The sequence below is a fragment of the Pseudomonas caricapapayae genome (genome assembly GCF_001400735.1).
Taxonomy (GTDB): domain Bacteria; phylum Pseudomonadota; class Gammaproteobacteria; order Pseudomonadales; family Pseudomonadaceae; genus Aquipseudomonas; species Aquipseudomonas caricapapayae.
In genome coordinates this window covers 19,523-31,490 of record NZ_LJPW01000193.1, presented here as the reverse complement: position 1 = coordinate 31,490, position 11,968 = coordinate 19,523, and the positions used below count along the sequence as shown (strand labels likewise).

Genomic DNA, 11,968 nt, shown 5'->3' with positions numbered 1-11,968 from the left:
GCCAGGGCGCGGTGATATCAACCTAGGATCGGTGCGCGTCAGCAATGGCGACATACCCTTGAATACCTCCCAGGCTCAGGCAGGTCGTCTGATCAGTGGCCTGATGGACGGACGCAGCCCGCTCATTCGCCACTACACCCGTGACGGCGGTCAGATGGAAGTGCGCTTGCTGCCAGTCAAGTTCAGCAAGGCGTTCAGCGATTACCAGGCGTGTACGGCCAAGCTGTTGCCAATGAACTTCGATCAGATCAAACAGGCCGAAGTAGGGTTTCCCGGTGGCGGGATCGAACTGGATGCCCGTGCCAAAGCGCGTCTGGACAACATGGTGGCCTACTTGAAGGCCGACCCGACCGTGAACCGTATCGAGCTGGACGGCCACTCTGACAACAGCGGCAATCGTCTTACCAACCGTGACCTGTCCCGCCGCCGTGCGCTGGCGGTCATGGATTATCTCAAGGCTCAGGGCGTACCCGAGCAGCAAATCACCCTGCGCTTTCATGGTGAACGCTACCCGCTGGTGCCCAACACCAATGAAGCCAATCGTGCACGCAATCGCCGTGTGAATGTACATCTGGAGCGTGTCGCGCCCGATGAACGTCCGGTGCCGGTAGCCTCTTCGGCCAGCGCAGCGCATACATCCTGAGATCCGCACACGGCTCCGGTTAAACGTCGCCTCGTCGTCACAAGCTGTCGCGCCCCTGTAAATTTACTGGTTTGAACGGTAGAATCAGCGGTTTTCCGTACAACCCGGTGGAGTGATGGCATGGCGGACGTAAACAAGGTAGTTCTCGCGTATTCCGGTGGCCTGGATACTTCGGTAATCCTCAAGTGGCTGCAAGATACGTACAACTGCGAAGTGGTGACCTTTACCGCTGACCTGGGTCAGGGTGAAGAAGTCGAGCCGGCACGCGCCAAGGCTCAGGCCATGGGCGTGAAAGAAATCTACATCGATGACCTGCGCGAAGAGTTCGTGCGTGATTTCGTGTTCCCGATGTTCCGTGCCAACACCGTCTATGAAGGCGAGTACCTGTTGGGTACTTCCATCGCTCGCCCATTGATCGCCAAGCGTCTGATCGAGATCGCCAACGAAACCGGCGCTGACGCCATTTCTCATGGCGCAACCGGCAAGGGCAATGATCAGGTGCGTTTCGAGCTGGGTGCCTACGCGCTCAAGCCAGGCGTCAAGGTCATTGCGCCATGGCGTGAATGGGACTTGCTGTCGCGTGAAAAGCTGATGGATTACGCCGAGAAGCACAACATTCCGATCGAGCGTCACGGCAAGAAGAAATCCCCGTACTCGATGGATGCCAACCTGTTGCACATCTCCTATGAAGGCGGCGTGCTGGAAGACACCTGGACCGAGCATGAGGAAGACATGTGGCGCTGGACCAAGTCCCCGGAGGACGCGCCAAACGTTGCGACTTATCTTGAACTGACCTATCGCAACGGTGACATCGTTGCGCTGGACGGCGTCGAAATGACGCCAGCCACTGTGCTGGCGACGCTGAACCGTATCGGCGGCGAAAACGGTATCGGACGTCTGGATATCGTCGAAAACCGTTATGTGGGCATGAAGTCCCGTGGCTGCTACGAGACCCCGGGTGGCACCATCATGCTGCGTGCTCACCGCGCTATCGAATCGATCACTCTGGACCGTGAAGTCGCCCACCTCAAGGACGAACTCATGGCCAAATACGCTAGCTTGATCTACACCGGTTACTGGTGGAGCCCTGAGCGTCTGATGCTGCAGCAGATGATCGACGCGTCCCAGGTTCATGTGAACGGCGTTGTACGTCTGAAGTTGTACAAGGGCAATGTGATCGTCACCGGCCGCAAATCGGATGACTCGCTGTTCGATGCCAATATCGCCACCTTCGAAGATGACGCAGGTGCCTATGATCAGGCCGATGCGGCTGGCTTTATCAAGCTCAACGCACTGCGCATGCGTATTGCTGCGAACAAAGGCCGCAAGCTGTTCTGATCCCGCCGGGTGTTCGAGAAGTGCAGCCTTTGCCGGGCTGCACTTCAAATGCCTGAGACGCCGTTATGCGTTTCAAGCACAACAGCGTCTGCGCTCAATAACGCGCTTTTCCCATCTGGAGCTGCCTTGAGGGCGTCTTGTTCTCTGGCGCACCTGAACCCAAAGGCATCAAGACCGGGTCCGCGCTCTTCAGGTTGTCTTCTACCGTGAGGCAGTCGCGTTACATCAATGTCTTCAGCCTCTTTTCAAGTTAACGTTGCCTGGCAAGTTGCTCACCCTTCTCAAGTGTTCGAGTCGATCCTGTAGGAGGCTCATCGCGCTTCAGTGGGTGTCGTGCTCTTTGATATCGACAGCGTATTTTCCTCGGTGGGCTATATAAGAGAGACGTCGCTCAGTGAGTGCAATCATGTACTTGCCGTTTTCCGACAGCGTGTTCCCCTTGCCCAGTACGAGCCTATGTAAGAAGCCTGTCGCTGTTTTGGTTTTTTTCCTACAGCGTCCGTAAGTTAAAAGAGGGGATCAGGTGCTCCCGGGTCAGCTGAGTTGCTCTTGCACCGTCGCCAAGGCAGTGTTTCAGCGTGTATCCTCCCGATGCTGCCTGAACTCGAATCGATAGGCCTTGCCGATGTTCCATACCTGGCTAATGCTCAGGTCGAGTACCTGGGCAATCTCGGCTACGGTATAGCCCAGCGCCGAATAATGCATGGCGTGACCTGCAACCACGTCGTCGACATCTGTGCAGTCATAACGGTTCTCTCTCTTGGTGGTGAGCACGGGCTGGCTGAAATTGACCCTCACTCCGTTCTCCGTAGCCAGTTGGCGAACGTCTTTTTTATTCATGCGCAATGAGTACTGCAGTGCTGTGAACCCTGCACCCTTGGCGGCCAGGTACTTCAGCTGTTCTACCTTCCCGGCGTATTCAAGCCCGGGTTCCATGGCGGGCACAGTCTCAGTAGAGAGAGGCTGGGATGCTCCGGCTGTCTTGCCATCGGGTATTACTGCAATAACACCGCCTTTGGCAACAAACGTTTCCACAGCAGTGATCAACTCAGAGGCGGTGGGTGTCGATGAACGCGTGCGCGCGTGTTTAGTGTTCATTATGTGTCCCTTTTTGAACATGGTTATACACAGGGTCCATTCAAAAGAGTTGCCAGGCACTCAAAGAGTTTGTGTGATGATCGCGGTGCCCGAACTCATTCGCTGCGCGTGATACACGGAGTCCGGTAAGCGCCTGGTACAGCGCACAGGCGCATTACGTATTGATAGGGTTTCATAAGACTGCACATCTTTAATGTGCAGTAAGTCATGAAGTTGTTGTTAAAAAAGTAACGACTGGTAATAAGATTTGCAAGTGAAAAATGGAAGGTCGCAGGAATTGGTTTTGCGATTTTTATAAAGTCTTACATGTTTTTATATTACTTCCCTGAATCCTGTAGTACGTTTCCTGTTTGATTGCTTGTGTCTGGATTTGAAATAAAAAATGGTATTTGCTACTTGTCGAGAGAGCCTTTATGGTCTTGAATGATGTAGGGTTATGCTATGGTGTGTGTAAGATTTTGCGACAGATGAGGGGTGAGGGATTGATGTTTGAAGGTGTGTCGATGGCAGCCCATAACGAAGTCGCGTGTTGAAGTGGTAGCTCTTGGTTGTAGGATTTTTCTTTAGTATGAGTAAGGATTTTCCTTAAATAAATATTTGTACGAAATTCTGTTTTCTATGTGTAATTTTTAATCCCTGTGTACGTATGTAATGTGTGGTTTTTATTCACTGGCATTCGTTAATGCATCGGGCGGGAAGCGGAGCTGTAACGCCTCGTATAAAGGGTGTGATGCCTTTCTGCGCTGCATGTCGATGTGTGAGCATAAAGGCGAAAAGCAACGAAAATTTATGGCAGTGCTGCTTTTTTCCGTGATTACAGGTAGCGGCCTGCCTTCAAATGATTCAGACAATGGATTTCCGTTTGATTTGCTGGCTATGAGCCATGTTTCGGGGCGTCGTGTGACACCGGTGCGGAAGTGGTTCGGCAATACTTCAGCACCTGCGGGAAGGTTTTTTTGAGCGTAAAAGTTCGGCGGAGCCTTGTTGCATGCATTTACCGACTAGCGCTTTGATGCGTGTGCTACAGCTGCCAGCAACGAAAAACATCAGTTTCCGAAAAGGAAGGCTCTATGAGAATTAATAAAAAATTTACGTTCGTGCCGAGTTTTGTAGGAAGTTTCTGCTGTAATTGTAGGAGTGGTCTTTGGCTGCCGATCCACAAGGGTAAGCGCCATGCAAAGCAGTAAACGACTAAGTTATTGTGCTGGCTCTGAAAATTCGAATAGCGAAAAATGGACTGCCCATGAATAAAGTGCTGATCGTGGATGATCATCCCGTCATTCGCCTTGCTGTACGCATGCTGATGCAACGTCATGGTTATGAGGTCGTTGCGGAGACTGACAACGGTGTGGATGCGTTGCAACTGGCTCGTGAGCACCTCCCTGATATCGTCATCCTTGATATTGGTATCCCCAAGCTCGACGGGCTGGAGGTCATTGCCCGTCTGTCAGCCATGACATTGCCGTTCAAGGTTCTGATTCTGACTTCTCAGGCACCGGGGCATTTTTCCATGCGCTGCATGCAAGCGGGGGCCGCCGGATATGTGTGCAAGCAGCAGGACCTGACCGAGCTGCTCAGTGCTATCAAGGCGGTATTGTCAGGGTACAGCTACTTTCCCAATCAGGCGCTGCACACCGTCAGGTCCAGCATGGGCAACGCAAGCGAGTCGGACATGGTTGACCGACTGTCCGGCAGGGAGATGATGGTTCTGCAACAACTTGCCAGAGGCAAGACCAACAAGGAAATAGCAGACGGTATGTTTCTCAGCAACAAGACCGTCAGTACCTATAAAACGCGTTTGCTGCTCAAGCTCAACGCGCACTCGCTGGTTGATCTGATTGAGCTTGCCCAGCGTAACGGACTTGTCTGAATAACAGGCGGATTTGAAAGAGCAGGTGCGTGATGTGCATTTGTGTCGGGCGGGCCTCCAGCAGTCATTTCATGTACTGAAGCCTCTTATGCGAGAGGCTTCAACTATCTGAACGATGCGATAGGCAGAGGGATGCCGGTTGAGGCGTTGTGTCTGTCTAGAAGTCGAAGTCGTAGTCGGCCAGCTGCTTTTGCAGGCGTCGCTCTTCAAGCAGATTGTCGATGGTGCGTCGTTTGCTCAGATTGGTCTTTGCCGGCTCGATGGCCGCTGGTTCGGTCTCATCCGGTTCGACGGAGACAAGGTCATCGTCCACGTCCAGTTGCTCGTTGTCAGTGCTCATGAAGTCGACTCCAGGGCTTGGGCTCTCTGGCGCTTCTTATATCGACAATCCACAAGCGGGTAAAAAAGATTTTTTCAATCGACAGCGTGGCAACTCCCTGTCCGGCTCAATCGTCGGACGTTTTTTCCTTGTAATCGCACAGGTCTTCTATACGGCAACTGCCGCATCGCGGCTTGCGTGCCTGGCAAACGTAGCGCCCGTGCAGGATCAACCAGTGATGGGCGTCGAGCAGATAGTTTTTCGGCACGAACTTCATCAATTGTTTTTCAACTTCCACCACATTTTTTCCTGGCGCGATGCCGGTACGGTTGCTGACGCGGAAGATATGGGTGTCTACGGCCATCGCGATCTGGCGAAAAGCTGTATTGAGCACAACGTTGGCAGTCTTGCGTCCCACACCTGGCAAGGCTTCGAGTGCTTCCCGGGTCTCTGGTACCTCGCCGTTATGTAATTCCACCAGCAACCGGCAGGTCTCGATCACGTTTTTGGCTTTGCTGTTATAAAGACCGATTGTCTTGATGTATTCCGACAGGCCTTCGACGCCCAGGTCGTATATGGCCTGTGGCGTATTGGCAACCGGGTACAGCCTTGCCGTAGCCTTGTTGACGCTCACATCAGTGGCCTGAGCGGAGAGGATGACCGCTATCAACAGCTCAAAAGGCGTTGTATAGGCCAGTTCGGTTTTGGGGTCCGGATTGTCCTCATGCAGCCTGCGAAAGATTTCCTGACGTTTTGCGGCATTCATGGGCAGAACTTTTCCTCGGAATGAGTCTTTACGGGCGTTGTCACAAGCGCTGCGAGTGCCTGTTCGGCTGCCTCGTATTCGTGCTGCAATTCCACAAGTCTGGCGGCCTGTTCCGCAATCGGAGGGTGACCGAACGCCTTGAGCGACTTGTTAAGCTGCGCGCGGCTCATGGCCACAGCAATACGGGCTTTTTTCAGGGCCGCGTCTGGCGCGGCAGGCTTGTCTTTCCCGAAAGATTCAGGCGCAGACTCGCGGCCGGATTCGACGCGTTGCGACCGCGCGAGACGCTCGGCCAGGCGCGTCTGTTGTTCGCGGTGCAGGCGTGCATTGCGCGCTTCAAAACGCAGCCTGGCATGAGTGCGCTTGCGCAGACGAGCTTTTTGCAGTTCAGGCGTGGGTGCCAGGCCACCTACGATGGGTACAGCAGTCGCCAATGGCAGAGGATGCATTTCAATGCAGTCCACCGGACACGGCGCAACGCACAGATCGCAGCCTGTGCATTCATCGACAATGACGGTGTGCATCAGCTTCGCGGCGCCGATAATGGCATCCACAGGGCAGGCCTGAATGCATTTGGTGCAGCCAATGCACTCTGCTTCGCGAATGAAAGCCACTTGCGCAGGCGCTGCACCGCGGTCGATATCAAGCGTCAGAACCGGAACAGAAAGCAGTTCGGCCAACCTGGCTATTGTTTCGTCGCCGCCCGGTGGGCATTTGTTGATGGCTTCACCGCCAGCAATGCCCTCTGCGTAGGGCTTGCAGCCGGAGTGGCCGCACTTGCCACATTGAGTTTGCGGCAGGAGGGCGTCGATACTGCGGATCAGGTCCACGCCGGGAAGCAGGCGAATCAATTCAGTCATGATCTTGCCAGTTGACCAACAGGTATTCTGTCTATCGAGAGCGCTGCATTATCGGACAGATCAGGGGAGCTTGCGAATGAGAAGGCCCGGTATCCGCCTGATGACAGGATACCGGGCCTTTCGCGGGTTACTTGATGCGTTGGCCTGGCTTGGCGCCAGCGTCCGGGCTGAGCAGATAGATCTCTTCGCCGCCAGGACCTGCCGCCATCACCATGCCTTCAGAAATGCCGAAGCGCATTTTTCGTGGTTTGAGGTTGGCGATCATCATGGTCAGACGGCCCTCGAGCTCGGACGGGTTCGGATAGGCGCTCTTGATGCCGGAAAATACGTTGCGCTGCTCGTCGCCGATGTCCAGGGTCAGGCGCAGCAGCTTGTCGGCACCTTCCACATGCTCGGCCTTGAGGATCAGCGCGACGCGCAGGTCTACTGCGGCAAACGTATCAAAGTCGATTTCCGCCGACAGCGGGTCTTTGGCCAGCTCGCCATTACCGGCAGGTGCGGTGTCTGCTGTCTCGGTAGCGGTCAGGTCTTCCTTGGACGCAGTGGCCATGGCCTCTACCTTCAACGGATCGATCCGGGTCATCAGGGCCGAGAACGGATTGAGCTGATGATTGGCCAGCAAGGTCTTGTGGTCTTCCCAGGTCAAGGGCGCGACGTTGAGGAATTTCTCTGCGTCGGCAGCCAGGTTCGGCAATACCGGTTTGAGGAAAATGACCAGTTGGCGGAACAGGTTGATACCCAGCGCACAGACTGCCTGGACTTCATCCTGTTTGCCTTCCTGTTTGGCCAGCGCCCAGGGTGCCTTTTCCGCAATGTAGGCATTGGCGCGATCTGCCAGCGCCATTGTCTCGCGCATGGCGCGGGCGAAGTCTCGGGCTTCGTAGGCGTCGGCAATGCTCGGTGCTGCAGCCAGAAACGCATCGGTCAGCTCGGGCGCGGCGTTGGTGTCCACCATCACGCCAGCGTTGCCCTTGTGAATGAACCCCGCACAACGGCTGGCAATGTTCACTACCTTGCCGATCAGATCGGAATTGACCTTTTGTACGAAGTCTTCAAGGTTCAGGTCCAGATCGTCAACGCCACGACCCAGCTTGGACGCATAGTAATAGCGCAGGTACTCGGGCGGCAGGTGATCCAGGTAGGTGCGCGCCTTGATGAAGGTACCGCGCGATTTCGACATCTTCTGGCCGTTGACGGTCAGGTAGCCGTGCACATTGATAGCGGTCGGCGTACGCAATGCTGCGCCTTCCAGCATGGCGGGCCAGAACAGGGCATGGAAGTTGACGATATCCTTGCCGATAAAGTGATAGAGCTCTGTGGTCGCTCCCTTCTCCCAGTACGCATCGAAGTCCAGATCCGGACGGCGCGCGCACAGGTTCTTGAAGCTGGCCATGTAGCCGATCGGTGCATCCAGCCATACGTAGAAGTATTTGCCCGGTTCGTCGGGGATTTCAAAGCCGAAGTACGGCGCATCGCGGGAGATGTCCCACTGCTGAAGGCCGCTGTCCAGCCATTCGGCGATCTTGTTGGCGACGGCGTCCTGCAACGTACCGCTGCGCGTCCAGCTCTTGAGCATTGCGTCGAACGCGGGCAGATCGAAGAAGAAGTGCTTCGAATCCTTGAGGACCGGAGTGGCACCCGAAATCGCCGATTTGGGGTCTTTCAGGTCTGTCGGGGCGTAGGTTGCGCCACACTTTTCACAGTTGTCGCCGTACTGGTCCTCGGCCGCACATTTCGGGCAGGTGCCCTTGATGAAGCGGTCGGCCAGAAACATATTCTTTTCCGGGTCGAAATACTGGGTGACCGAACGCGTCGCGATATGACCTGCATCGCGCAGGCGCGTGTAGATCATGCTCGACAGCTCACGGTTTTCGTCCGAGTGCGTCGAGTGGAAGTTGTCGAAGTCGACCAGAAAATCGGTAAAGTCGGCGCTGTGCTCGGCCTTGACGTTGGCGATCAGTTGCTCTGGCGTAATCCCTTCCTTTTCAGCGCGCAGCATGATTGCCGAGCCGTGAGCGTCGTCCGCGCAGACATAGATGCATTGATTGCCGCGGTGCTTCTGAAAGCGCACCCACATGTCGGTCTGGATGTACTCGAGCATGTGGCCAAGGTGAATGGAACCATTGGCATAGGGCAGGGCGCTGGTAACGAGAATCTTGCGTGGCTCGGACATGGGGCTCGGCTACTTGAAGTGAAACGGAGACCGGCCACTATAAAGGTCTGCACAATTTTTTTCACCCGTGCGGTTGTGGGAATACTCTTGAGCAGTCGGGCATTGCTCAGTGAAATCATGCCGGCTGCTGGCAGAACAGGTACGATAGTCGGCTGTTCCAGTCAGTCTTTTACGGAGTAAGCCCATGAGCGCAGTCAATCGCGCAGCGGTGGAGACGATTCTTCGCCAGTACACCGACCCCTACCTGAATCAGGATCCGGTCACTGCCGGTTGCGTCGGGTCCATCGATATTCAGGGCGCGCAGGTCAGCGTGCAACTCGAATTGGGCTACGCCGCCGACCTGTTCAGGAACGGCTGGGCGCAGGTGCTTAAAATTGCCATCGAGAATCTCGACGGGGTCAGTTCGGCCACGGTTGCCGTTAAAAGCGTGATCGGCGCGCACAAGGCTCAGAGCCAGATTCCCGGCCTCGCCAATGTGAAAAACATCGTGGCTGTGGCGTCGGGCAAGGGCGGTGTCGGCAAATCCACCACTGCGGCCAATCTGGCATTGGCGTTGTCTCGCGAAGGCGCACGGGTCGGCATTCTCGATGCGGATATTTATGGGCCGAGTCAGGGCGTGATGTTCGGTATTGCCGAAGGCACACGGCCGAAGATCAAGGATCAGAAGTGGTTTGTGCCGATCGAGGCTCACGGTATCGACGTGATGTCGATGGCCTTTCTGACCGACGACAACACGCCGATGGTCTGGCGCGGGCCGATGGTGTCGGGGGCGCTGCTGCAACTGGTCACTCAGACTGCCTGGAACGATCTGGACTATCTGGTTATCGACATGCCGCCTGGCACGGGCGATATCCAGTTGACGCTGGCACAGAAGGTTCCGGTTGCAGGTGCTGTCATTGTCACTACGCCTCAGGATCTGGCGCTGCTGGATGCGAAGAAAGGTGTCGAGATGTTCCGCAAGGTCAACATTCCGGTGCTGGGCGTCGTGGAAAACATGGCAGTGCATATCTGTTCCAACTGCGGTCATGCCGAGCATCTGTTCGGTGAAGGCGGCGGCGAAAAGCTGGCATCGCAGTACGATGTCGAACTGCTGGCTTCGTTGCCGTTGTCGATGCTGATTCGCGAACAGGCAGATGGCGGCAAGCCTACGGCGATTGCCGAGCCGGAAAGTCAGATTGCGATGGTGTATCAGGAGCTGGCAAGGCACGTTGGCGCGCGAATTGTCTTGCAGGAAGCTGCAAGCCCGGCGATGCCGACCATTTCTGTAAGTGACGACTGACGGTATAGCCATCATATCGAGGGGAGACGGACGGGCGGCTTCCCTCTCGCTGGCGTGATGCGTAGTGAACGCTCAGCAGGATGTGATCAAAACACAGGCGATAAAAAAACCCCGCTTTTGAGGGCGGGGTTTTTAAGCGAATCAGTACAAGTTAGATAACTTGAACTTCTTCAGCTTGCATGCCTTTCTGACCGCGGGTAGCGATGAAAGAAACCTGTTGGCCTTCTTTCAGGCTTTTGAAGCCGTCGGATTGGATAGCTTTGAAGTGCACGAACAGGTCGTCACCGGATTGTGGAGTGATGAAGCCGAAGCCTTTTTCATCGTTGAACCACTTAACGGTACCAGTTTGGCGATTGGACATAGTATATCTCCTTGGACAAAGTTAACTGCGGCGTAGGAAGAGCCCTGGCCGAGACTGAGTGCAAAGAGCTGGAAAATTCATGGAGATGGTTGGATCGAAATTCAACATCGTGTAGAGATTCTCAGTGACACAAGCAACACAGTGACGCCACCTTAACCCTTTTTTCCGAACGTGCCAATGGTCTGTTGATGATTATTTCCATTCGCAGCGAAAGAGCATTGCCCGTCACGCAAACTCGCTATCGGTTGCCTTTGAACCGTCGGCCCCGGCCCGGTAAGATGCCGGTTATCTTTTTTACCTCGCTATTCAGGACACCGCCATGAGCATCAAATCGGACAAGTGGATTCGCCGCATGGCGCAGGAACACGGGATGATCGAGCCCTTCGTCGAGCGCCAGGTACGTGGTGAAGGTGCTGACCGGGTAATCTCCTTCGGCGTATCCAGCTACGGCTACGACGTGCGTTGCGCCGACGAATTCAAGGTGTTCACCAACATCAATTCGGCCACGGTCGACCCGAAAAACTTTGATGAAAAAAGCTTTGTCGATATCAAGAGCGACGTGTGCATCATCCCTCCCAACTCGTTCGCACTGGCGCGCACCGTCGAATATTTCCGAATTCCGCGTAACGTGCTGACCATCTGCCTGGGCAAAAGCACCTACGCGCGCTGTGGCATCATCGTCAACGTCACGCCGCTTGAGCCGGAGTGGGAAGGCCATGTGACGCTGGAGTTTTCCAACACCACGACATTGCCAGCCAAGATCTACGCCAATGAAGGCGTGGCACAGATGCTGTTCCTTGAGTCCGACGAGGAATGTGAAGTGTCCTACAAGGATCGAGGCGGCAAATACCAGGGCCAGCGTGGCGTCACCCTGCCGCGCACCTGACTTGCAGGTCAGGTGATTAGTGGAATTGAATTAATACTCTATTTTGCACTCTATCTGCTCACATGCTTTCGCATAATCATTACCTGCGATGGCCTTTGATCTGGAGTGCCCTATGAAGACTACTTTCAAAATCTCTGAACAGGTTCAATCTCCGCTTAACGAGATCGGGTTGCTGGCCTGGTCATTGATGGCCCATTCGGATCTGCTTCCCGAATTGAATATGGTCGGCGGCGGGATTCCGGGTCAGCCATCACCTGACGCACCTGAGCCGCCTATCGAGCCCGGCATTCCGACCGTACCGGACGAGCCACCACCTGCCCCTGTTGCCTGACTTGTCAACGCCTGCTTCCGTTCAGAGGAAGCGGGCGTGTTCAT

13 protein-coding genes are annotated in these 11,968 nt (G+C 55.1%); 7 read left to right on the top strand and 6 right to left on the bottom strand.

The window, feature by feature from the left end:
• Both ALO80_RS28705 and ALO80_RS28700 read left to right on the top strand, forming a co-directional pair.
• The coding region (locus tag ALO80_RS28705; protein WP_055011427.1) for a MotY family protein at nucleotides 1-643 on the top strand (643 nt) is incomplete at its 5' end.
• Nucleotides 644-763: 120 nt separating this feature from the next.
• On the top strand, nucleotides 764-1,981 hold the full coding sequence (locus ALO80_RS28700; RefSeq protein WP_003363593.1) for an argininosuccinate synthase: 1,218 nt from the start codon (nucleotides 764-766) through the stop codon (nucleotides 1,979-1,981).
• A 573-nt stretch (nucleotides 1,982-2,554) separates the two neighbouring features.
• On the opposite strand, the gene ALO80_RS28695 is transcribed toward ALO80_RS28700, so the two are convergent.
• Nucleotides 2,555-3,079, bottom strand: a complete 525-nt coding sequence (locus ALO80_RS28695; protein WP_162491705.1) for a hypothetical protein — start codon at nucleotides 3,077-3,079, stop codon at nucleotides 2,555-2,557.
• A 789-nt stretch (nucleotides 3,080-3,868) separates the two neighbouring features.
• Between ALO80_RS28695 and ALO80_RS31345 the strand changes: the two genes are divergently transcribed.
• On the top strand, nucleotides 3,869-4,039 hold the full coding sequence (locus ALO80_RS31345; protein WP_159420684.1) for a hypothetical protein: 171 nt from the start codon (nucleotides 3,869-3,871) through the stop codon (nucleotides 4,037-4,039).
• A 283-nt stretch (nucleotides 4,040-4,322) separates the two neighbouring features.
• Nucleotides 4,323-4,949: a response regulator transcription factor gene (locus ALO80_RS28690; protein WP_054987207.1), complete on the top strand. Its 627-nt coding sequence runs from the start codon at nucleotides 4,323-4,325 to the stop codon at nucleotides 4,947-4,949.
• Nucleotides 4,950-5,106: 157 nt separating this feature from the next.
• On the opposite strand, the gene ALO80_RS28685 is transcribed toward ALO80_RS28690, so the two are convergent.
• The 4 genes from ALO80_RS28685 to metG form a co-directional block, all read right to left on the bottom strand.
• Nucleotides 5,107-5,289 carry a PA3496 family putative envelope integrity protein gene (locus ALO80_RS28685; RefSeq protein ID WP_055011425.1) on the bottom strand — a complete coding sequence of 61 codons (183 nt, stop codon included), beginning with the start codon at nucleotides 5,287-5,289 and terminating at the stop codon, nucleotides 5,107-5,109.
• Between the two features lie 106 nt (nucleotides 5,290-5,395).
• Nucleotides 5,396-6,034, bottom strand: a complete 639-nt coding sequence (gene nth, locus ALO80_RS28680) for an endonuclease III (protein ID WP_054987209.1) — start codon at nucleotides 6,032-6,034, stop codon at nucleotides 5,396-5,398.
• On the bottom strand, nucleotides 6,031-6,894 hold the full coding sequence (gene rsxB, locus ALO80_RS28675; protein WP_055011424.1) for an electron transport complex subunit RsxB: 864 nt from the start codon (nucleotides 6,892-6,894) through the stop codon (nucleotides 6,031-6,033). Before rsxB ends, nth begins: the two co-directional genes overlap by 4 nt.
• A gap of 127 nt (nucleotides 6,895-7,021) precedes the next feature.
• Nucleotides 7,022-9,067 carry a methionine--tRNA ligase gene (metG, locus tag ALO80_RS28670; protein ID WP_055006393.1) on the bottom strand — a complete coding sequence of 682 codons (2,046 nt, stop codon included), beginning with the start codon at nucleotides 9,065-9,067 and terminating at the stop codon, nucleotides 7,022-7,024.
• Nucleotides 9,068-9,251: 184 nt separating this feature from the next.
• Here metG and apbC point away from each other — a divergent pair, with 184 nt between their 5' ends.
• Complete coding sequence (apbC, locus tag ALO80_RS28665) at nucleotides 9,252-10,346, top strand: iron-sulfur cluster carrier protein ApbC (RefSeq protein WP_055011423.1); 1,095 nt, start codon at nucleotides 9,252-9,254, stop codon at nucleotides 10,344-10,346.
• A 151-nt stretch (nucleotides 10,347-10,497) separates the two neighbouring features.
• On the opposite strand, the gene ALO80_RS28660 is transcribed toward apbC, so the two are convergent.
• Nucleotides 10,498-10,707 carry a cold-shock protein gene (locus ALO80_RS28660; protein ID WP_002554837.1) on the bottom strand — a complete coding sequence of 70 codons (210 nt, stop codon included), beginning with the start codon at nucleotides 10,705-10,707 and terminating at the stop codon, nucleotides 10,498-10,500.
• A gap of 319 nt (nucleotides 10,708-11,026) precedes the next feature.
• Between ALO80_RS28660 and dcd the strand changes: the two genes are divergently transcribed.
• Together dcd and ALO80_RS28650 are read left to right on the top strand one after the other, a co-directional pair.
• Entirely contained in the window at nucleotides 11,027-11,593 is a 567-nt protein-coding gene (gene dcd / locus ALO80_RS28655; RefSeq protein WP_002554836.1) for a dCTP deaminase, read from the top strand.
• A 112-nt stretch (nucleotides 11,594-11,705) separates the two neighbouring features.
• A complete protein-coding gene (locus ALO80_RS28650; protein ID WP_055011422.1) occupies nucleotides 11,706-11,924 on the top strand; it encodes a hypothetical protein in 219 nt (72 codons plus the stop codon).
• Nucleotides 11,925-11,968 lie beyond the last annotated feature (44 nt).